This window comes from Mesorhizobium temperatum, from assembly GCF_002284575.1.
In the GTDB taxonomy this organism is placed as follows: Bacteria; Pseudomonadota; Alphaproteobacteria; order Rhizobiales; family Rhizobiaceae; genus Mesorhizobium; species Mesorhizobium temperatum.
In genome coordinates, this window is record NZ_NPKJ01000025.1 from 1 (window position 1) to 21,298 (window position 21,298).

At 62.2% G+C, this 21,298-nt stretch carries 18 protein-coding genes, 1 tRNA gene and 1 pseudogene; 7 read left to right on the forward strand and 13 right to left on the reverse strand.

Annotation, left to right across the window (positions count from 1 at the left end; translation table 11 throughout):
* Nucleotides 1–202 precede the first annotated feature (202 nt).
* Together CIT26_RS07420 and CIT26_RS07425 are read left to right on the forward strand one after the other, a co-directional pair.
* Nucleotides 203–526 carry an endonuclease domain-containing protein gene (locus CIT26_RS07420; RefSeq protein WP_245319237.1) on the forward strand — a complete coding sequence of 108 codons (324 nt, stop codon included), beginning with the start codon at nucleotides 203–205 and terminating at the stop codon, nucleotides 524–526.
* A gap of 299 nt (nucleotides 527–825) precedes the next feature.
* Entirely contained in the window at nucleotides 826–1,767 is a 942-nt protein-coding gene (locus CIT26_RS07425) for an IS110 family RNA-guided transposase (protein WP_095491983.1), read from the forward strand.
* A gap of 143 nt (nucleotides 1,768–1,910) precedes the next feature.
* On the opposite strand, the gene CIT26_RS07430 is transcribed toward CIT26_RS07425, so the two are convergent.
* The 12 genes and pseudogenes from CIT26_RS07430 to CIT26_RS07490 form a co-directional block, all read right to left on the reverse strand.
* Nucleotides 1,911–5,678, reverse strand: coding sequence for a vitamin B12-dependent ribonucleotide reductase (locus CIT26_RS07430; RefSeq protein ID WP_095491984.1), 3,768 nt, complete (start codon nucleotides 5,676–5,678; stop codon nucleotides 1,911–1,913).
* A gap of 710 nt (nucleotides 5,679–6,388) precedes the next feature.
* Nucleotides 6,389–6,877, reverse strand: a complete 489-nt coding sequence (locus CIT26_RS07435) for an NUDIX hydrolase (protein WP_095491985.1) — start codon at nucleotides 6,875–6,877, stop codon at nucleotides 6,389–6,391.
* A gap of 217 nt (nucleotides 6,878–7,094) precedes the next feature.
* On the reverse strand, nucleotides 7,095–7,595 hold the full coding sequence (gene gpt, locus CIT26_RS07440) for a xanthine phosphoribosyltransferase (RefSeq protein ID WP_095491986.1): 501 nt from the start codon (nucleotides 7,593–7,595) through the stop codon (nucleotides 7,095–7,097).
* Between the two features lie 147 nt (nucleotides 7,596–7,742).
* Nucleotides 7,743–8,576 carry a universal stress protein gene (locus CIT26_RS07445; protein WP_095491987.1) on the reverse strand — a complete coding sequence of 278 codons (834 nt, stop codon included), beginning with the start codon at nucleotides 8,574–8,576 and terminating at the stop codon, nucleotides 7,743–7,745.
* A gap of 76 nt (nucleotides 8,577–8,652) precedes the next feature.
* Nucleotides 8,653–9,396 (reverse strand): competence/damage-inducible protein A, encoded by a 744-nt coding sequence (locus CIT26_RS07450; protein ID WP_095491988.1) that lies wholly within the window; start codon nucleotides 9,394–9,396, stop codon nucleotides 8,653–8,655.
* A gap of 361 nt (nucleotides 9,397–9,757) precedes the next feature.
* Nucleotides 9,758–10,651, reverse strand: coding sequence for a carbohydrate ABC transporter permease (locus CIT26_RS07460; RefSeq protein ID WP_095491989.1), 894 nt, complete (start codon nucleotides 10,649–10,651; stop codon nucleotides 9,758–9,760).
* Nucleotide 10,652: 1 nt separating this feature from the next.
* On the reverse strand, nucleotides 10,653–11,504 hold the full coding sequence (locus tag CIT26_RS07465; RefSeq protein ID WP_374120408.1) for a carbohydrate ABC transporter permease: 852 nt from the start codon (nucleotides 11,502–11,504) through the stop codon (nucleotides 10,653–10,655).
* A gap of 205 nt (nucleotides 11,505–11,709) precedes the next feature.
* Nucleotides 11,710–13,035, reverse strand: coding sequence for an ABC transporter substrate-binding protein (locus CIT26_RS07470; RefSeq protein ID WP_095491991.1), 1,326 nt, complete (start codon nucleotides 13,033–13,035; stop codon nucleotides 11,710–11,712).
* A gap of 36 nt (nucleotides 13,036–13,071) precedes the next feature.
* Entirely contained in the window at nucleotides 13,072–14,160 is a 1,089-nt protein-coding gene (locus tag CIT26_RS07475) for an ABC transporter ATP-binding protein (RefSeq protein WP_095491992.1), read from the reverse strand.
* A 287-nt stretch (nucleotides 14,161–14,447) separates the two neighbouring features.
* Nucleotides 14,448–14,687 (reverse strand): DUF2188 domain-containing protein, encoded by a 240-nt coding sequence (locus tag CIT26_RS07480; protein WP_095491993.1) that lies wholly within the window; start codon nucleotides 14,685–14,687, stop codon nucleotides 14,448–14,450.
* 31 nt (nucleotides 14,688–14,718) lie between these two features.
* Nucleotides 14,719–15,027, reverse strand: a complete 309-nt coding sequence (locus CIT26_RS07485; RefSeq protein ID WP_095491994.1) for a DUF982 domain-containing protein — start codon at nucleotides 15,025–15,027, stop codon at nucleotides 14,719–14,721.
* 97 nt (nucleotides 15,028–15,124) lie between these two features.
* Nucleotides 15,125–16,227, reverse strand: a pseudogene (locus CIT26_RS07490) (NADH:flavin oxidoreductase/NADH oxidase).
* A 377-nt stretch (nucleotides 16,228–16,604) separates the two neighbouring features.
* On the opposite strand from CIT26_RS07490, the gene CIT26_RS07495 reads away from it, so the two are divergent.
* Nucleotides 16,605–17,183, forward strand: a complete 579-nt coding sequence (locus tag CIT26_RS07495; protein ID WP_095491995.1) for an NUDIX domain-containing protein — start codon at nucleotides 16,605–16,607, stop codon at nucleotides 17,181–17,183.
* A gap of 48 nt (nucleotides 17,184–17,231) precedes the next feature.
* Nucleotides 17,232–17,648 (forward strand): hypothetical protein, encoded by a 417-nt coding sequence (locus CIT26_RS07500; protein WP_245319232.1) that lies wholly within the window; start codon nucleotides 17,232–17,234, stop codon nucleotides 17,646–17,648.
* Nucleotides 17,649–17,682: 34 nt separating this feature from the next.
* Here the strand turns inward: CIT26_RS07500 and CIT26_RS07505 are convergent.
* Nucleotides 17,683–17,768, reverse strand: a tRNA-Leu gene (locus CIT26_RS07505).
* 553 nt (nucleotides 17,769–18,321) lie between these two features.
* Here CIT26_RS07505 and CIT26_RS07510 point away from each other — a divergent pair.
* The 3 genes from CIT26_RS07510 (at nucleotide 18,322) to ade (ending at nucleotide 21,282) form a co-directional block, all read left to right on the forward strand.
* On the forward strand, nucleotides 18,322–18,501 hold the full coding sequence (locus CIT26_RS07510) for a hypothetical protein (protein WP_095491996.1): 180 nt from the start codon (nucleotides 18,322–18,324) through the stop codon (nucleotides 18,499–18,501).
* Between the two features lie 140 nt (nucleotides 18,502–18,641).
* Nucleotides 18,642–19,094, forward strand: coding sequence for a cupin domain-containing protein (locus CIT26_RS07515; RefSeq protein WP_095491997.1), 453 nt, complete (start codon nucleotides 18,642–18,644; stop codon nucleotides 19,092–19,094).
* A gap of 376 nt (nucleotides 19,095–19,470) precedes the next feature.
* A complete protein-coding gene (gene ade, locus CIT26_RS07520) occupies nucleotides 19,471–21,282 on the forward strand; it encodes an adenine deaminase (RefSeq protein ID WP_095492054.1) in 1,812 nt (603 codons plus the stop codon).
* Nucleotides 21,283–21,298 lie beyond the last annotated feature (16 nt).

Consider the following 21,298-nt stretch of genomic DNA (forward strand, 5'->3'; position numbering starts at 1 on the left):
CTTTTCGCAGCCGCCGACCTTCCCGCTTGACATCCCCAAGACGCAAATGTGTGCGCACGCTAGCCCACAAGGGGAGAAGGGGGAGCCAATCTCGAATGTCGGCGATTTGCGTGACGATGGTGTGGACGGAGCGCTGAGGCTGGGTAATCTCGCCCCGCCGCATCAGCCCGTCGCCCCGACCAAACGTCGTTTCGCCCGCTCGATGCGCCGCGAGCCAACAGAGGCGGAGGACCGCCTGTGGCACGAACTGCGCGGACGCAGGCTCGACCGCATCAAATTCCGGCGTCAGGTTCCTGTCGGCAAATTCATCGCCGATTTCGTTTGCGCCGAGGCCAGGCTGATCGTCGAGATCGACGGCAGCCAGCATGCCGACTCGAACTACGATCGGGTACGAGACGCCGAATTGAAGGCGAGGGGCTTTCGTGTGCTGCGCTTTTGGAACGACGACGTGCTGCGGGATTTGAACGCCGTCTGCGACACCATCATCGCTTATGTCCGCGATGAGAGTTTGCGACCGTGGCGGTGATGGCGCGGTCTTGCCTTCTCCCCTTGTGGGAGAAGGTGGATTGGCGCGCAGCGCCAAGACGGTTGAGGGGTGTTGGAAGGATCGCCATCCGTGCCAGCTGGAGCACCCCTTGTGTCTCTCGAATCATGCAAGATCGGGCTTGCGGGTGATCCGGATCATAACCGGATCACCCGCTGCGACGGAAGCCCGTACACCCCTTGGTATGAGCCCGTGGATGAGCAAGGCGCTCCGCCGCATCTTCCATAGCCCGAACGGTTGCAAGGGGTTCGACCCCGCACCAGCAAGGAAGGGATCAGAAGATGACACAAATTGCATTGCATGTCGGCATCGATGTGGCCAAGGATCGGCTGGACGTGGCCATTTTGGAAACGGGTGAGTTGTTCAGTGTCGACAACAACGAAGTCGGCCATGCGGCGTTGGTGGAGCGGCTGTCGGGTTGCTTGATCGACGTCATCGGTCTTGAGGCGAGCGGCGGCTATGAGCGCGCTGTGCTCAAGGCGCTGTGGCAGGCTGGCCTTCCGGTGCGTCGCATCAATCCACACAGGTTGCGCCAGTTCGCGCGTGCGGCTGGCATCAACGCCAAGAACGATCGCATTGATGCGCGTCTGATCGCCCGCTTCCTGGCGACGCTGCCGGTCCACTCGATCGATCTCGACCCCCGCCTTGAGTTGGTGACCGAACTGGTCACGGCACGGCGGCAGCTCCACGCCGAACTCAGCCGCGTCAACAATCAGGCCGAGCACGTGCGTGATCCTGCTCTCAAGCGCCTGGCCAAGCGGCGTGCGACCCGGCTCCATGCCGATATCCTGCTGCTCGACAAACGCCTTGCCCAAGCAATTGCGGCCGATCCCGCTCTGGCTCAGCGCGATCGCCTGCTGCGTTCCACGCCAAGCGTCGGTCCGGTCTTGAGTGCCACATTGATCGCGCTGCTGCCAGAACTGGGCCGCCTGTCCAACCGGCAGATCGCTGCCTTGGTCGGGCTCGCTCCCTATGACCACGACAGCGGCAAGCTCAAAGGCAAGCGATGTATTTGGGGTGGTCGTGAGCCTGTACGCAATGTCCTCTACATGGCCGCGCTCAGTGCCGGAGTTCACAACCCCGTCTTCGCCACCTTCCGCCAGCGCCTGCGCGAAAACGGCAAGTTGGCAAAGGTCGCCATCGTTGCCATCATGCGCAAGCTCATCACAACCCTCAACGCTATGATCCGAGACAACCAACCCTGGAGCCCCGCTTCCGTCTGAAGCACGGTTGCTCATCCGACCGAGCTTCGCTCGGCCACCTTCTCCCACAGGGGGAGAAGGGAGAGCGCGCTGGCTAAGCCTCTACATATTCCGCTAGGCTGACACCTTTGGGCACATCCAATAAGCCGAGGCGGCATCGATCCTCAACTGCACCCGCTCGTAGCCCCGCAGGTATCGCACTTTTCGCAAGTACCGTTCCGCACCATCGTAAAATTGTGGCATTCCGAGCATTCGTTGCCGGTGTAGCCCTGCATCAGGGATTGCTGACGCCGGGTAGCGGCAAGCGCCTTGGCCTCGGCAGCTTCTTTCGCGGCATCGTCGGTGAACAGCCCAGTCGGGTCGGTTGCTTCTCCGTAGACGATGTCCTCGACCAGTTCCCTGGCCCGCTCCTCGTAGTCTCGTTTATAGGCGATCGCTTCGTCGCTGGCCGGCTTCAGCGCCAGCACGTTGGAGCCTGAGAACGCCGTCGGCGCCGAGCGAGTGGGGACGGTAGCGGGATTTGAACCCCCAAACCCCTTAGGGTCGGCGCTCATTCCCGACACCAGTTTGACCGGCGAGACGCCGCGCGTCAGCCCCTTCGAGAACGGCGTCGCTTTGCCTTCGTTGATGCCGCGGCCAAGTGCGGTCTTGTCGAAATCCGACTGGTCGACATGGGCGAGGTCGTGGCGTTCCAGATAGGAAACCGCAAGTTCGCGGAACACATAGTCGAGGATCGACGTGGCGTTCTTGATGGCATCGTTGCCCTGCACCATGCCGGCAGGTTCGAACTTGGTGAAGGTGAAGGCTTCGACATATTCCTCCAGCGGCACGCCATATTGCAGGCCGAGCGAGATGGCGATGGCGAAGTTGTTCATCATCGCCCGGAAAGCTGCGCCTTCCTTGTGCATGTCGATGAAGATCTCGCCGAGACGACCGTCATCGAATTCGCCGGTGCGCAGATAGACCTTGTGGCCGCCGACGACCGCTTTCTGGGTATAACCCTTGCGGCGGTTCGGCAGCTTTTCGCGGTCGCGATAGAGGCGTTCGACGACGCGTTCGACGATCTTTTCAGTCACCTGCACGGCGCGCTGTGAAGCCGGCGCCGCGATCAGCTGTTCGACGGCATCGTCCTCGTCGTCCTCGACGTCGGCAAGCAGCGAGGCGTTGAGCGGCTGCGAGAGTTTCGAGCCGTCGCGATAGAGCGCGTTGGCCTTCAGCGCCAGCTTCCACGACAGCATGTAGGCGCCCTTGGCGTCTTCCACAGTCGCGTCGTTCGGCATGTTGATGGTCTTGGAAATGGCGCCGGAGATGAAGGGCTGGGCCGCCGCCATCATCTGGATGTGGCTGTTGATCGAAAGCGAACGCTTACCGATCTTGCCGCACGGGCTGGCGCAGTCGAACACGGGAAGGTGCTCTGCCTTCAGGAAGGGCGCGCCTTCCAGCGTCATCGCACCGCAGACATGGATGTTAGCGGCCTCGATGTCCTTTTTCGAGAAGCCGAGCGCCGGTAGCATCTCGAACGAGAAATCGTTGAGCTGCTCGTCGGTGAAGCCAAACGTCTCCTTCACCCAGTCGGCACCCAGCGTCCACTGGTTGAAGACGAACTTGATGTCGAAGGCCGATTTCAACGCTGCGTTAAGTGCCGCGATCTTGTCGTCCGTAAAACCTTTTGCCTTGAGCGAGCCGGGGTTCACGGCTGGCGCCTGGTTCAGATTGCCGTGGCCGACCGCGTAGGCCTCAATCTCGGCGATCTGGCTTTCCGAATAGCCAAGCGTGCGCAGCGCTTCCGGAACGGCGCGGTTGATGATCTTGAAGTAGCCGCCGCCGGCCAGCTTCTTGAACTTGACCAGCGCGAAGTCGGGCTCGATGCCGGTGGTGTCGCAATCCATGACAAGGCCGATCGTGCCGGTCGGCGCGATTACGGTCGCCTGCGCATTGCGGTAGCCATGCTCCTCGCCGAGCTCGATGGCGCGATCCCAGGCAGCCTTGGCATGGGCGGCAAGCTCCGGCTGCTTCAGGTCCGAGGCGACCAGCGGCACCGGGTTGACGGCGAGTTTTTCGTAGCCGTCCCTGTCGCCATAGGCGGCACGGCGATGGTTGCGCATGACACGCAGCATGTTCTGCGCATTGCGGTCGTAGTCGGGGAAGGCGCCGAGCTCGGCGGCCATTTCGGCCGAGGTGGCATAGGCCGTGCCGGTCATGATCGCGGTGAGTGCTGCGCAGATGGCGCGGCCCTCGTCGGAATCATAGGGAATGCCTGATGTCATCAGCAGGCCGCCAATATTGGCGTAGCCGAGGCCGAGCGTGCGGTACTCGTAGGAGAGCTTGGCGATCTCCTTCGACGGGAACTGCGCCATCATTACGGAAATTTCCAGCACCATGGTCCACAGCCGAACCGTGTGCTCGTAGGCTGATACATCGATGGTGCCGTCGGCGTTGCGATAGGGCAGCAGATTGATCGAGGCCAGGTTGCAGGCGGTGTCGTCGAGGAACATGTATTCCGAGCACGGGTTGGACGCCCGGATCGCACCGGCCGAGGCGCAGGTGTGCCAGTCGTTCACCGTCGTGTTGAAGTGGAGGCCCGGATCGGCCGACGCCCAGGCGGCATAGCCGATCTTTTCCCACAGATCCCTGGCCTTCAGCGTCTTCAGCACCTTGCCGTCCTTGCGGGCGGTGAGGTGCCAGTCGGCATCCTCTTCGACGGCGCGCAGGAAATCGTCCTTCAGCGAGACCGAATTGTTGGAGTTCTGGCCCGAAACGGTGAGGTAGGCGTCCGAATCCCAGTCGGTGTCGTAGGTCTTGAACGACATCGAGGTGTAGCCCTGCTTGGCGAACTGGATGACGCGGTAGATGTAATTCTCCGGCACCCCGTCCTTCTTGGCTGCCTTGATCTCGCGCTTCAGCGCGGTGTTGATCGCCGGGTCGAAGCAATCGTCGTCCTGGCCTTCGCAGTTGATGCAGGCCTTCATGATCGCTTCGAGGTGCTTCTTCACGATCTTGGAGCCGGTGACCAGCGAGGCGACCTTCTGCTCCTCATTGACCTTCCAGTCGATGAATTCCTCGATATCGGGATGGTCGGCGTCGACGATGACCATCTTTGCGGCGCGGCGCGTCGTGCCGCCCGACTTGATGGCGCCCGCCGCGCGGTCGCCGATCTTGAGGAAGCTCATCAGGCCGGACGAGCGGCCGCCGCCGGACAGTTTTTCGCCTTCGCCGCGCAGGAACGAGAAGTTGGAGCCGGTGCCGGAGCCGTATTTGAACAGGCGCGCTTCACGCACCCACAGGTCCATGATGCCGCCTTCGTTGACGAGATCGTCCTGCACGCCCTGGATGAAGCAGGCATGCGGCTGCGGATGTTCGTAGGAAGATTTCGACTTGGTCAGCTTGCCGGTGAACGGGTCGACATAGAAATGGCCCTGGCTCGGGCCGTCGATGCCATAGGCCCAGTGCAGGCCGGTGTTGAACCATTGCGGCGAGTTCGGCGCAACGCGCTGGGTGGCCAGCATATAGGCAAGCTCGTCGCGGAAGGCGCGCGCGTCTTCCTCCGATTTGAAGTAGCCGCCCTTCCAGCCCCAATAGGTCCAGGTGCCGGCGAGGCGGTCGAAGACCTGGCGGGCGTCGATTTCGGAGCCGTAGCGCTCGGCCTCGGGCAGTTTTGCCAGTTCGGCCTCGTCGGCGACGGAGCGCCACAGGAAGGAGGGGACGTCATTCTCCTCGACCTTCTTCAGCCGAGCCGGCACGCCGGCCTTGCGGAAATATTTCTGCGCCAGGATGTCGGCGGCAACCTGGCTGAACTGCGCCGGGACATCGATATTGTCCAAGCGGAACACCACCGAGCCATCCGGATTCTTGATCTCCGAAAGCGCCTTGCGGAATTCGATCTCCGCATAAGCCGACTGCCCCTGCTTGGTGAAACGACGCTCGATGCGCATTGGTCCTATCCCTTGCTTGTCTATATATAGCGCCTTTCCCAGGGGATTTCTGCCCCCTTTGCGAAACGCGCATGTCCGCCGTCTGCCGGCGTTCGAAAACGGCCGGCTCCTTTTCCACAGGCTCCGCCCGCCCTGCTGGTCGAACTCCTTGCGAAGTAGTCGTCCAACGCGCCGACGAACCCTGCGGGTCCCTCAAAACTGAAACTTTTTTGCGACTCCCTCAATCGAGGGACTTTCACACTATCTAGCGTCGAACCTACCTGCAAACACTAAATATAGTATTAACAGACAATTTATTCCAGTCCGACATTTTTCCCTTTCGTCCCCCAAAGACCCCACAATCCCAACGCTTCCGCCGGCCTCGTAACCAGGCGGAGATGCGGCCAAAACGCACATAATCCGGGAAAAAGACCGGGCTCAGAACTTTCCGGTCGCACTCTCAACAGGAGCGCATGGCCTATAAAAGGCGACTCGTTTTGCGCCGTCAAGGATTCGTTTGTGCCGCTTTTGTGACCCCAACATCTTGTGTGTCACACATGTGGATAACGGGGATAGAAGTGGCCCCAGGGGATCTCGATTTGTCCACGCGCGGGCAATCGGCTGCGACACGCATGCCAAAGCTGGAGTGGCCTAATCGATTCTCTTCGCCAAAGAACATCGCCGGTGATGCGCGGCAGGTGCACGGCTTTGGCCGGTGAGCCTATGCTTGCTCAGGAGAACTGGTGCGGGTCGGCACAGAAATAAGCGATGATCTGGCCAAGGTCAGGCTCGTTGACCATGCGCACGGCCTCGGCGGGGCTGACCCATTTGCGGATGCGCGACCGCTTTTCCTTCCACCGGTCGGCGATCTTGTCGACCTGCAGCGGGAATACCAGGACTTCGCAAGGCACTTCCTCGCCGGAAGCCAATGCCTTGGCATAGAAGTAGCGGCCGGCTTCGTGGTGGGAGATCGTGCCGCGCAGTCCGGCTTCCTCGCCGGCCTCGCGCGCCGCCGCTTCGCAAAGCAGTTCCTTGGCCTCAGGCCAGCCCTTGGGAAGCACCCAGCGGCCGGTATCGCGGCTGGTGATCAGCATGATCTCGACGCCATGCCCGGTATCGCGCCAGGGCAATGCTGCAACCTGCAGGCGGCACGGCGCTGTACCGAAGAGCCGCTGGACCCTTTCGGCCAAATGGTTGTGCGTTACTGGCCTCGTCAACATCGGAGAAGCTTGCCCCAGCCTCCAGAATCACTTGCCGTCTCGTGAATCTTACGGCTAATCATAAGCAATAAAAGTAAAAAACCTCATACGAACGGGTTAACCACACCACCAGGTGCCGATTCAGGAAATATCGTGCGCCGCGGCACTCTTTCAAGAAGGGCTCGCCGGCAAGAAGGGCGCGCCGGCATGTTCCGGAAGGAAAAGCAGTTGCCGCGATTCAGCCGGCGTGGTCGTCGGCGATCGGCTTCTGGTAGGTGAAGCCCATATCCCACGGAAAATAGATCCAGGTGTCCTGGCTGACTTCGGTGACGAAGGTGTCGACCAGCGGCCTGCCTTTCGGCTTGGCGTAGACGGTGGCGAAATGCGCCTTGGGCATCATGGCGCGCACGATGCCCGCGGTCTTGCCGGTGTCGGTGAGGTCATCGATGATCAGCACGCCGGCGCCGTCATCGGCAAGCAGTACCGGCGCGACCTCCTTCAGCACCTGCAGCTGCCCCTGGCTGGCGTAGTCGTGATAGGAGGCGACGCAAACCGTCTCAATGACCCGGATGCCGAGTTCACGCGAGATGATGGCGGCCGGAACCAAGCCGCCGCGCGTGATGCAGACGATCGCTTTCCATTGGCCTTTGTTGGCGCCGGCAAGCCGCCAGGCGAGTGCACGCGCGTCGCGGTGGAACTGATCCCAGGAAACAGGAAAGGCCTTTTCGGGAAGGGACATTTTTCTGCGCACTCCGCAGCGCGCGAAAAACCGCGCGCAGACACTTGAAGGAATGCGCGCGGAATTAACTGGAAAGCCTTGGCCTTGGCAAGGGCGGCGGCAAGCGATCCCTGTGGACTTAGCCCTGTGGCTTACCCCTTTGTGGACTTACCGTGACAGGAAAGCTGCCACCGGCAACGTGCGCAGCACCGTGCGCGTGACCCCGCCGAACAGAAGCTGGCGCAGCCAGGAATGGCTGTAGGCGCCAAGTACGAGCAGGTCGGCGCCGGTTTCGGCGACCCTGGTCTGGATCACCTCGTCGACCGAGTGGCCGCCCGATTGCAGCACCGAGACGCTGACGGTAGCGCCATGCCTGGACAGGGCGGCGGCGATTTCGGCGCCGGCCGCCTCCGGGGCCTCGTCGAGCGTATCCGGCGGGTCGATGACGACAATATCAGTCTTCTCGGCCTCGATGATGAAGGGCAGGGCGTCGAAGGCGGCGCGTGCGGCTTCCTTGCTGCCGTTCCAGGCGAGCAGCACGTGCTTGAAGCTGGTCACGAGCGGGCCCGAATGCGGCACGACCAGCACCGGCCGGCCGGCGTCGTAGACCAGCGTGTCGACATCGGCGCTCGGATCGCCGCCCGACTCGCGCTGCGCGGCGATGATCAGGTCCGCAGTGCGGACGGTTGGGATGCCGGTCAGCGCGCTGTCTCCGGAAAAGCTCTCGAGGCTGCGCCACTCGAAGGACAGGCCGGAATCCTCGACATGCCTGAGGAAAACCGCCCGCAATTTTTCGGCACGCTCCTTGTTCATGTCGGCCGAAACCTGCAGGAACTCGGTGTCGGGAAAGCCGGTCGCCGAGGTGTAGGGGACGGGAAGCGCTTCGGCATGAATGCCGATGAGATGGCTCTCGAACCTGTCGGCAAGCGGAATGGCGCATTCGAGCACGCGCTCCGCGTCCTGTTCGTTCTGCAGTATGGCGACGATGGTCTTGAATCGCATGGTAACCCCTCATTTTACGGCGATCGAAACTCGCCCGCGAGAAACGTTACAGCACAGCGCTTGGTTCCGGCCTGGATCAACGGGCCGCGCTGGCGAGGCCTGCGACCATCGCCTCGACATCGGCGCGGGCGGCGTCCAGCGTGTCCTGGCTGCGCGCACGGACGACCAGCTCGGTCCAGAATTTGCCGTCGCCATATTTCGGGTAGGACCCGATGATTGTATCCGGATGCGCCTTCTGGATGTCGCCCAGCGGTCCGCCGACCAGCCCTTCGCCGAACGGACAGAGCACCATGGCCGACAGCATTTTGGTGCCGGCCTTCAGCGTCGGCACCACATTGTCGAGCATGGCCTGGAAAATCGCCGGTACGCCGGCCATGACATGGACGTTGCCGATACGAAAGCCCGGCGCGATGGACACCGGATTATCGATATGGTCGGCACCGCGCGGCATCCGCGCCATGCGCTTGCGCGCCTCGGTGTATTCTATGCCGCGCGCGGCGTAGCTCGCTTCCAGCATGGCATAGGCCTTGGCGTCGTATTCGCAGGGCACGCCGAAGGCTTTGGCAATCGCATCCGCGGTGATGTCGTCATGCGTCGGACCGATGCCGCCGGTCGTGAAGACGTAGGTGTAGCGGGCACGCAGGGCATTCACTGCGGCGACGATCTCGTCTTCCTCGTCGGGAACGATGCGCACCTCCTTCAGGTCGATGCCGATCGCCGTCATGATATCGGCGAGGTGGCCGATATTCTTGTCCTTGGTGCGGCCGGACAGAATCTCGTCGCCGATGACAAGCATGGCGGCGGTGACGATTTCAGGCATGGGAGGCTCCGGCAAAAAGGTCGCCTTAGGCAGACAGAGTCGCCTGGGCAGACAGGGTCGCCTGAGATAGCGCGGCGAATGGCCGGCGGCAATGCGGTATCGATAGCCCTGCTGCAGCAGAGCAATCGCTTCAGGTCGGTGCCGCCCCTCATTGCCCTGCCGGGCATTTCTCCCCGTATAGTGACGGGGAGAAAGACGCCTTCGCAAAGGATTTCGCCAATCTCCAGCGTTGCAGAATGGGTGCCGAGGCCGCGGCCAGCCCCTTCTCCCCGTCACTATACGGGGAGAAGGTGCCGGCAGGCGGATGAGGGGCGGCGCCGACTTCGACAATTGGCCGGTCGAGCGCCGACTGCGGCAGGCGCTATTCCTTCACCGCACCGGTCATCGAGGAAACGTAGTGCTCGACGAAGAACGAATAAAGCACGACCACCGGCAGCGAGCCGATCAGGGCTCCGGCCATCAGCGCTCCCCATTCATAGACGTCGGAGCGGACAAGCTCCGTGAGCACCCCGACCGGCACAGTCTTGTTTTCGGAGGACTGGATGAACGTCAGCGCATAGATGAATTCGTTCCATGACAGGGTGAATGCGAATATGCCGGCGGAAATCAGGCCGGGCACCGACAGCGGCAGCACGATCTTGGTGAGGATCTGCCACCGGCTCGCCCCGTCAATGAGCGCGCATTCTTCCAGTTCGAACGGGATGGAGCGGAAGTAGCCCATCAGCAGCCAGGTGCAGAAGGGCACCAGGAAGGTCGGGTAGGTGAGAATGAGTGCGAAGGGTGTGTCGTAAAGCCCAAGGTTGAACACCATCACCGACAGCGGGATGAACAGGATCGAGGGCGGCACGAGATAGGCGAGGAAGATCGCGAGCCCGACCTGCCGCGCCCCCGAAAACCGCAGCCGCTCGATCGCATAGGCCGCGAACACCGCAGCCAGCAGCGACAGGAAAGTGGCGGCAGTTGAGATGATGATCGTGTTGAGCAGCCAGCCCGGATAGGACGTGTCGAACAAGAGATAGCGGATGTGCTCGAATGTCGGATGCACGACCCATAACGGATTGAAATTGGCGTAGTCGGTCATCTCGAGATTGGGCTTAATCGCCGTGATCGTCATCCAGTAGAACGGGAACAACAGCACGATGACGAACACCAGCAACGGCAGATAGACCGTCACCACGCGCCGCGGCAGGCTCTGAAGGTAGCCCATGCCGCCTTCGTCGAGTTCCGGACGTTTCGTTTTTTTTATCGTGGCCATGTCAGTCTCCGCCGCCTTGCTGCCATTTGCGGCGTTGCAGGCCGAAATAGCTGAACAGGATCGCCGCAAGCAGGAACGGGATCATGGCGACCGCGATGGCGGCGCCCTCGCCAAGCTGGCCTCCCGAAATGCCGCGCTGAAACGACAATGTCGCCATCAAATGGGTGGCATTGACCGGTCCGCCGCGGGTCAGCACATAGATCAGCTGGAAATCGGTGAAGGTGAACAGCACCGAGAACGTCATGGTGATGGCGATGATCGGCGTCAGCAGCGGCAGCGTCACAAAACGGAACAGTTGCCAGCGGCTGGCGCCGTCAAGCGTGGCGGCCTCATAAAGCGACTGCGGAATCGTCTGCAAGCCGGCCAGCAGCGTGATCGCGACGAACGGGATGCCGCGCCAGATATTGGCGGCGATGACCGAAGCGCGCGCGTTCACCGGATCGCCGAGGAAATTGATCCGATGGTCGATCAGGCCCATTTCCATAAGCGCCCAGGACAGGATGGAGAACTGCGAATCGTATATCCACCAGAAGGCGATGGCCGACAGCACCGTCGGCACCACCCACGGCAGAAGGACGATCGCGCGGAAGAACGATTTGAAGGGAAGGTTCTGATTGAGGATAAGCGCCAGCCAGAGGCCGAGCGCGAACTTCAGGATCGAGGCGCTTATCGTGTAGAGCAAGGTGTTGAAGACGGAGAGCCAGAAGACGGCGTCATCCGACAGATATTGGTAGTTTTCGATGCCTATGAAGATACCGGGGCGGCCGATGCGGGCATCCGTGAAGCCGAGCCAGATGCCGAGCCCCAACGGATAGGTGAGGAAGACCAGCAGCAGCGCTGCCGCCGGCAGCATGAAGCCGAAGCCAAGCGCGTTCCGGCTGTCGGCCAGGAGCGACAGGCTCCGCGACAGGATCGACGGACGCGGCTGAACGGCAGCGGACGACACGGCCATAGGACGGCTCCTCATAAGTCTGCTGGCATGGTGGCCTGAGTGGCCGCCACACGATTTCAGGAACCAGACCGGGCAGCGCGGTCGCGGCTGCCCGGCTCGGCTGTGATCAAACGCGATAGTACCGGTTGGCGCGTTTCTCCGCCTCTTCCATCGCCTCCTGCGCCGTCGCCTGGCCGGTCACCGCCTTGGCGAACATGTCGACCAGGACATAGTCGGCCATGGTCGCCGCCGAAGCGTAGCCGAGCGGCCCGGCATAACCGTTGGGACGCAGCGTCGCCGAGGCTTTGGCGTAAGCTGCGTTGTTCGGGTCGGCCGTCCACACAGGATTGTTCTCGAAGGCTTTGAGTGTCTGGCAGCAATAGCCGGCGGAGGAGGTGATCCACTCTGCCATTTGCTGTTCCTCGAACATGAACTGCAGATAGGCCTTGGCCGCGTTGGGGTAGGGCGTGTAGTCGAAGATCACGGCCGTGGTCACCTGGAACAGCTCGACGGATTTTCCGACAGGACCGATCGGCAGGCTGGTCGTGCGCATGTCCTTGGCGATTTCAGCCAGTTTCGGATCATTGTCCTTGTTGGTCTTGGCCGTGTTATACACGGAAATGCCGTTGGCGATGACGCCCAGTTCGCCGGCCAGGAAGGCGCGGTTGTTGTTCACGTCGAGCCAACTTTCGGTGCCGGGGATGAAGGTCTTGTAGAGTTCCTGCGCGTATTCGATCGCCTTGAGCGTCTCGGGGCTGTTGATCGTCACCTTTCCGCTCTCGTCGACCATCTGGCCGCCATGGCTCCAAAGCAGCCAGTGAGCATAGTTGTTGCCGTCGCCGACGCCATGGCCGTGCGTGAAGCCGGCCGGATGCCCCTTCGCCTGCAAGGCCTTGCAAAGCTCGAGGAAGCCCGCCGTGTCCTTCGGAAATTCCGAGAACCCAGCCTCCTTTACCCAGCTTTCCCGATAGACGATGGCATTGCCGATGGTGGCCAGAGGCAGGCCGAGGAATTTCCCCTCCCGCGTCGCATATTGCTTTGGTCCGTCGTGCCAGCCGCCGTATTTCGTGCCGAGATACTCACCCAGTTCCGTTACGTCGTGCAGCTTGTCGGGGTACTGGTGCGGGTCATCGAACCAGACCAACATCAGATCTGGACCGGAGCCGACATTGGCGGCAACCGCCGCCTTGGGGCGAATGTCCTCCCAGCTTTCCTTGTCGACGCGGACCTCGACGCCTGTCGCCTCGGTGAACCGCTTGGTGTTGGCCAGCCATTGATCCTCATCGCCCTGCACGAAGGGCGACCAACGCAGCATCCGCAGCTTCGCGCCGTCCTCGGGCTTGTATGTCAACCCCTCCTGGGCAAAGGCGGAAGAGCCGACGAACCGGCTTCCCAAGGCTCCCGCCGCCACGCCGGCGGTGGTGCGGATCACGTCACGTCTGGTGAATTTCATGCTCGTCTCCTCCTGTTTATGTCCTTGCCGTGGTTCTTACTGCCGGGTGCGCATGTCGAAGCGCTGCCCGGTTTCGCCATGAAAGAGATGGATGAGGCCGGGCTCGGCCGTAAGCCGTACGGTCTCGCCCGGCGTGAAGGAATGGCGCTCGCGGAAATTGGCGACGATCTCTTCGCCGCCGGCCGTCCGGCCGATGAGCTGCACTTCCGATCCGGTCGGCTCGACCACCGCGACGGTGACCGGAATACCCTGGCCGTCGGACAGCTGCAGATGCTCGGGCCGTATCCCCAGCACCACCTGTTCGCCGCTGCCGATCGAAGGTACTGCGGCCAGCGGCAGGGAAATTCCGCCGGAGCCGCGAAAAGACGGTGAGCCGCCATCAGTTGCGATTTCGCCCCTCAGCATGTTCATGGCGGGCGAGCCGATAAAGCTGGCGACAAAGAGATTGTTCGGCCGGTCGTAGAGTTCCAATGGCGGCCCGATCTGCTCGACGAGGCCGTCATGCATGACCACGATCTTGTCGGCCATGGTCATCGCCTCGATCTGGTCGTGGGTGACATAGACCGTCGTGGTCTTCAGCCGCTGGTGCAGTTCCTTGATCTCGGCGCGCATCTGCACCCTGAGCTTGGCGTCGAGATTGGACAGCGGCTCGTCGAAGAGGAAGACCGCCGGATCGCGCACGATCGCCCGGCCCATGGCGACGCGCTGGCGCTGGCCGCCGGAAAGCTGCCGGGGATAGCGCTCCAGCAACGGCACCAGTCCCAGGATTTCGGCGGCGCGCTTAACGCTGGCAGCGCTTTCGGCTTTCGAAACACCCTTGAGCATGAGCGAGAACGCCATGTTCTCGGCGACGGTCATGTGCGGGTAGAGCGCGTAGTTCTGGAAGACCATGGCGACGTCGCGTTCTTTTGGCGCAACGTTGTTGACGACACGGTCGCCAATCGCGATCTGGCCGCGCGAAATCTTTTCCAGGCCGGCGATCATCCTGAGAAGGGTCGATTTTCCGCAGCCCGACGGCCCGACCAGCGTGACGAACTCGCCGTCGTCTATATCGACGCTGACACCGTGGAGAATCTCGACCGTTCCGAATGATTTGTAGACATCGCCAATCGCGACAGACGCCATCGATTTCCTCCCGAATGCTTCCTGCGACGTCTTCGAAGGAAACCGCTTTCCTAACTGGCCGCGGCAGCTCCCAAGCTCCTCCTGGTCACGCGCGATGATGAAACGGTAGCGCTACCAAGCCTGCCTGTAAAGCGGCAGCGCCGCAAGCACTCTTCTTTGTTGCTCGTGATTGTGGGCCCCGGCACGGACTGAAATTCGCCATGTCCGGGATCATAGCAGGGGGATGCTTTGTCAAGCCCCAGCTCTTAAAACCAGAGATGCGAGAAGCCATCAGCAACGACGCCTGCCTAGTCGGAAACTTCGGTTTGCGGCCGGTCCCGGCCGTCGGCGAGCTCGTCGTGCCATTTGCCGTCGGCGTCCTCGTATTGGATGCCGTCCGTGGTGCCGGCGACCTGCTGTCCGGCCGAAGCGATCTCGGCGGCGCGCAGCGCGTCCTCGTGAGTGGGGAACGTCTCCGAGAATGTCTCGCCGACCTTGTAGGCCCAGCCCCCGTCATGCTCGACGATCTTGTAGGTCAGCTTCGCCATGAAATCCTCCAGTGGAAAAAGCTCCGTCTGCTCAATGCACTTTGCCTTGGGGCAGTTTGCCTTGGGGCAATTTGCCTTGGGGCAATCTCTCGTCGGGAACCAGCACGTCCGATTCCTTCGCGGCTTCGACCAATGCCCGGCGCGCATCCGCTGTCGAACGATAACCTTCCAGCACTTTTAGGCAAGTGTCGAGAGCATCGCGATGCCGGGGACCACGATTGAGTGGCCAGACCGTCATCAGGCACTCCGCTGCTTCCTGGGTGCTGCGGATCTCACGGTATTTGCCGACATGGCCAAGTTCGACCACGACCGGCTTCTCAAAGGGCTTGTTGTCCATCATCGCCGCCAACGCGGAGCGGCCGATTTGGTTGCACGCCCCTTCGCGTAAAGGTCTCAAGGGTCGCAGTCGTGGGGCCGCAGCCATTGGAAATGGCCGCTCAGCCCGCCGCCTTCATCCAGTGCTGCATCGTCGTCACCGAGCGGGCAAGCTGCGGCGCCGGGTGGATCGTCTCGCCGAAGGTGGCCGCGGCGCGCCACGCCCAGCGCGGATCGGCGAGGAAGGCGCGGGCCAGAGCCACCATGTCGGCACGGCCCTCGGCAACGATCGCCTCGGCCTGCTTCGGGTCGTCGATCAGGCCGACGGCTCGCGTCGGGATGCCGGCGCCGTTGCGCACGGCTTCCGCCAGATGCACCTGGTAGCCCCGGCCTGTCGGGAGCTTCTGCAGGGGCGAATTGCCGCCGCTCGAGCAGCAGAGATAGGCGACGCCCGCTGCCTTCAGCGCCTTGGCCACTTCGATCGCGTCCTCGACATCGAAGCCGCCATCGACCCATTCCTTGACCGACAGGCGCGCCCCAAGCATCAGCTTGGGCACTGCCTTCCTCACCGCCTTGGCGATCTCGACGACAAAACGCATGCGGTTTTCCAGCGAGCCGCCCCAGCGGTCGGTGCGCTGGTTGGAAAGCGGCGACAGGAACTGGAAAATCAGATAGCCGTGCGCCGCGTGCAATTCGATGAAGTCGAAGCCGGCACGTTCGGCCCGTCTTGCCGCCTCGGCGAAGCGCTCGATGATCCCCAGGATTTCCTCATCCTCCAGCGCCCGCGGCACCTGCCAGCCAGTGTCGTAAGCGATTGCCGAGGCGGACACGATCGGCCACGGGTCCTGATCGGCCTTCAGCGGCCCGCCGCCTTCCCAAGGTTTTTGGTTGGAGGCCTTGCGGCCGGCATGGGCAAGCTGCGTGCCGAATTTGGTGCCGGGGGCGGCGACGCGCTTGGCGGCATCCAGCGCGCGCCGGGCGGTGCCTCGTTGTCGTCGGAATAAAGGCCAAGGCAGCCATGCGAGATGCGGCCGCGCCGCTCGACGTCGGTCATCTCGACGGTGACCATGCCGGCGCCGGACATCGCCAGGTTCATCCAGTGGTACAGGTGCCAGTCGCTGGCCGAGCCGTCTTCGGCGGAATACTGGCACATCGGCGCCACCGCGATGCGGTTGGCAAAGGTGAGGCCGTCAAGCGTGATCGGATGGAAGAGGGATGTGGTCATCAGAAAACTCCGGGGAGGGGCTGTCGCTATTTAGGTGGTGGTTTGCGCCTGCGCCATACACGAGGCGGTGAAGCGCTGCCCATCTGCCTGCCGGGCAGATCGGGGGTGCTGAACGTCCGACCTGTCAAGACCTGGGTTCCTCGCCCCACGAGAGTGGGGAGAGGTGGCTCGGCGGAGCCGAGACGGAGAGGGGGACCGCCCCTTCGAAAGCCCCCTCTCCGGCCGCTTCGCGGCCACCTCTCCCCCGCTTCGCGGTGGGCGAGGAACCCAAGCTGGATAAAGCCGCGATCCTTCCTGAATCGATTGCCCTGAATTGCTGTCGGGATTGCGCGAAGTCCGGTTCGCGGCTACGGCTCGCCGGCAGCACGGAGTTCACCATGGAAGACCGCATTCGCATCCGTTCAGAGGAAGTTCTTTCCGATGACTGGGCCGTCCTGAAAAAGACCGTCCTCGATTATCGCCGGCGCGACGGGCAATGGGAGACGCAGATCCGCCAGACTTACGATCGCGGCGACGGCGCGGTGATCCTGCCGTACGACCCCGAACGATCGACGGTTCTGCTGGTGCGGCAGTTCCGCTACCCGGCCTACGTCACCGGCCACCGCGAGCCGCTGATCGAGGCCTGCGCCGGCCTGCTCGATGAACACGATCCCGAAACCTGCATCCGCAAGGAGGCGGAAGAGGAACTCGGTTACCACCTGAAGGACGTCGAACGGCTGTTTGCGCCCTATATGAGCCCTGGCAGCGTGACCGAGCGGCTCTGGTTCTTCGTCGCGCGCTATTCGCCGACCGACCGCATCTCCGACGGCGGCGGCGCGCCGGACGAAGGCGAAGACATCGAGGTTCTGGAAATGCCGCTCGACGAAGCGCTGGCCGGCATTTACGACGGCCGCATCATCGACGCCAAGACGATCATCCTGATCCAGCATCTGAAGCTGAACCCGATCCGGGGGTGAGGGTTTTAATTCCTTTCGGTAATGGGCTGAGATGCAACTGAAGCTGAGATGCAACTGAAGGGGAGCAGATCCATGATTGTCAAAAACTTGTCGAAGTGGTTCGGCGCGACTTCGATGGCTGTCTTTCTCCTGGCATCGACTGCCCCGTCGCACGCTGAATCCTATTCCAACCTGCAAGGCAAGGGATACGAGACCGGCAAGCTGTCGCGTGGTGCATCAGGCTCGCTGGGCTGGTTCGTTTCCAACGGCGAGAAAAAGTACTTCTGCAGAATGCGAGTGGGGGTCGCCTATGTGGGCAATACAGGTATGGTCGCGTTTACCTCGTCAGGCCGGCAAATCCCGGCGGACAGGAAAGTCTACGAAAATTATACCGGAGGACCGGATCCCTCCATTCCGCAACTTTCGGACTTGAAGGCCGGCAAGCCCAATGCGCGAGATGTCGGCAGTTGCGGTCCTGCGAAATGACCCGTCCGTCAAGCTGTCCTGAATAGTTCAAATCTGGTGCGGACGACGGGAATCGAACCCGTACGATCAGAGATCGAGGGATTTTAAGTCCCTTGCGTCTACCAATTCCGCCACGTCCGCAGGCCAGTCCTTTTCAGCCGCCAGCGAAAGGCCGTCAAGCCACCTTCTGCCATCGAAAAACCTCGCACTGGAAGCACGCCCTTGTCGCTGCGCTGCAAACGCCCTTCCACGTCGTCATTCCCATGGTCTGCGCCGCGTAGCTTCGCTCCTTGCTCCGCCCTAGGATGACGAAGTCGTGGTGACCCTGTGGCCAATCGCTGGCCAGCGGCAATCCCTTCGCCAGCGGGGGCCAATCACCCACTGAGATTCGAACAAGGTCGCTGGAACCATTTCGGAGCGGCTGAGTTTCGGACTGAAGCTACTGGAACCCCTGACATGGCAGAGTTTGACACAGGACAAGGGAAGTCTGTTGCCAACGCCGTACGGCAATTGATCCGTTCCGAAGACTATCGCCGGCACTTGCACGGCGTGCTGAACCTTGCCGTCGACCCACGACTGCCCAGCACCCTTGTCCCATTGCTTGAGGCGCTTGACCGGGCCGGGCGGGAGCCATTTCCGCACTCCCGGTGCCAAAACGAGCGATGACCGGGCAACGCGCCAATCCTCCACCCCCATGGTTCAACGCTACGGCATTGAGAAGACACCTGAAGGCACCTGGGACATCATCGATATGTTCACGGGGCTGCCGGTTGTCGAAGTCGGCGTCCCCTTGATCGACATGCCGATCGAAGAGGCCGACGATCTGGTCGACCTTCTCAACTGCCGCGACAGGGAGCAGCGGGAGGATACTTAACGGCCGTCTCCCAGGCTACCGCGAAAGCGCGTCCCCCGTTCGGAGGATGCGTTGGGGCGTTCTGCCTTGGTAGGCTCCAATCAGTAAGCGGTTCGCGTTTATACCTGGCGTCGTTCTATACGAACCATGGAGAAATTGTCATGCTCAAGCTCGCCTCTGTCCTGGCGCTGCTGCTTGTCGGGACAGCGCCTCTGTTTGCCGATGACATGCCTGTGAATGCGGACAGTATCAAAAGGGGCCCTGCTCCTGCTGTCCTTCCGGCTGGCGCGAACCTGGCTGTCATGGCTGGAGATCCCTCAAAGGATGGCAGCTTTGTGCTGCGATTGAAGATGCCAGCCGGCTACAAGATTGCCGCACACAATCATCCCACCGCGGAATATATAACGGTGCTGTCCGGTAACTTTCATATTGGAATGGGCGATAAGCTCGACGAGGCGAAAGGCACCGAACTGACTGCTGGCGGCTTCGGGATTGCGCCGGCCGCAACGAATCACTTCGCCTGGACGACAAGCGATACGATTATCCAGGTGCATGGCGAGGGGCCGTTCGCGATCACCTACGTCAATCCGGCGGACGATCCGAGCAAAAAGTGACAATTCGGGGAGTGCCCTCTGAACGGCCAGATCAGGCAATTCGAGTTCTGATCTGAGTTTTCCCCGAACGCGATTCAAAAAGGTCCACCAACGAGTGGCAAGCTGATTTGCCGCAAACGGAATCGTATTCCGGTTGGGGCACTTTGCCGTGGATGTCGCCTGAAACAAAAACCCGCCTCGGCGGCGGGTGGTTGGCGCAATCAGCACCACGCCGAAATCAATGGCATATAAGCCGTCACAAGCAACGAATCACGGGCTCGCAACAGGCGCGAAAATCGCGGTCTCGGTGAAGGCCGAGGAGCGCTCAGGCAATCCGCTGATCTCGCTGGTCAAAACGCCATCGGCTTGGCACAGTCGGGAAAATAGGAGTCTCTTCATGGCGAAGACCGCGCGTGCGACAAAACCAAAACCTTGGGCCGAGGCGGCGACGCATCTGGTCGACGTCGCGATGGGCAGGAGGCCCGCCGATCTCGTCATCCGCAACGGGCGCTGGGTCAACGTTCACTCCGGCGAGATCATCGCCGGCACCGACATTGCCATTGCCGGCGGCCGCTTCGCCTATTGCGGGCCGAATGCCGGCCACGCCATAGGGCAGGGCACCAAGGTGGTCGACGCCGGTGGGCGCTACCTGGTGCCGGGCCTCTGCGACGCGCATATGCATGTCGAGAGCGGCATGGTGACGGTGACGGAGTTCTGCCGCGCCGTCATCCCGCATGGCACCACCTCGATGTTCATCGACCCGCACGAGATCGCCAACGTGCTCGGCCTGCCGGGTGTGCGGCTGATGCATGACGAGGCTGTCGCCATGCCGATCAACGTGCTCGTGCAGATGCCGTCCTGCGTGCCCTCCGCACCAGGGCTGGAGCATGCCGGCGCCGAGCTCACGGTCGCCGATGTCGCCGAGGCGATGGCGTGGGAAAACATCATCGGGCTTGGCGAGGTTATGAACTTTCCCGGTGTCGCGGCCAACGATCCGGTGATGGCGGGCGAGATCGCCGCGACGGTGAGAGCGGGCAAGACCGTCGGCGGCCATTATGCCTCGCGTGATCTCGGCCTGCCGTTCCACGGCTACGTCGCCGGCGGACCCGAGGACGACCACGAAGGTACGCGCGCCGAGGACGCCGTCGCCCGCGTCCGCCAGGGCATGAAGGCGATGCTCAGGTTGGGCTCGGCCTGGTACGACGTCGCCTCGCAGATCAAGGCGGTGACGGAGAGCGGGCTCGACCCGCGCAACTTCATCCTGTGCACCGACGACAGCCATTCCGGCACGCTTGTCCATGAGGGCCATATGGACCGGGTGGTCAGGCACGCCATCAGCCAGGGACTGAAGCCGGTGACGGCGATCCAGATGGCGACGCTCAACACCGCCCAGCATTTCAGGCTGGAGCGCGAGTTGGGTTCGATCGCGCCGGGACGGCTTGCCGATCTGCTGATCGTCTCCGATTTGGCCGCAATGACCATCGACGAGGTCTATGGCCGCGGCGTCAGGCTGGCCAAGGGCGGCAAGCTCGACATCGACATTCCCGCCTATGACTATCCGAAGACGGCAAAGAACACCGTCAAGCTCGGCAAGAAGCTCAAACCGGGGGATTTCGACATCATCGCGCCTATCGGCGCCAACGAGGTTCGGGTGCGGGTCATCGGCGTGATCGAGAACCAGGCGCCGACGCGCGCGCTCGAGGCCGATCTCCCGGTGGAGGACGGGCTGGTCGCCATGGACCGCCGCAACGACGTCTGCCAGATCGCGCTGGTCGAGCGCCATCTGGGCACGGGCGGCGTCACCAATGCCTTCGTCTCCGGCTTCGGCTATATGAGCGACTGCGCCATGGCCTCCAGCGTGGCGCATGATGCGCACCACATCATCGTCGTCGGCACCAGCAAGCAGGACATGGCGCTGGCGGTCAACCGGCTGGGCGAGGTCGGCGGCGGTGTCGTGCTGTTCTCCAAGGGCAAGGAACTGGCGCTGGTCGAAATGCCGATCGCCGGGCTGATGTCGGACGAGCGCGCCGAAATCGTCGCGGCCAAGGCCGACAGGCTGACCGAGGCGATGCGCCAGATGGGCTGTTCGCTGAACAACGCCTACATGCAGCACTCGCTGCTGGCGCTGGTCGTCATCCCGGAACTGAGGATTTCCGATGTCGGCCTGATCGACGTGACGACCTTCCAGAAGGTCGACCTGTTCGTCTGACAACGACCAAGGGCGA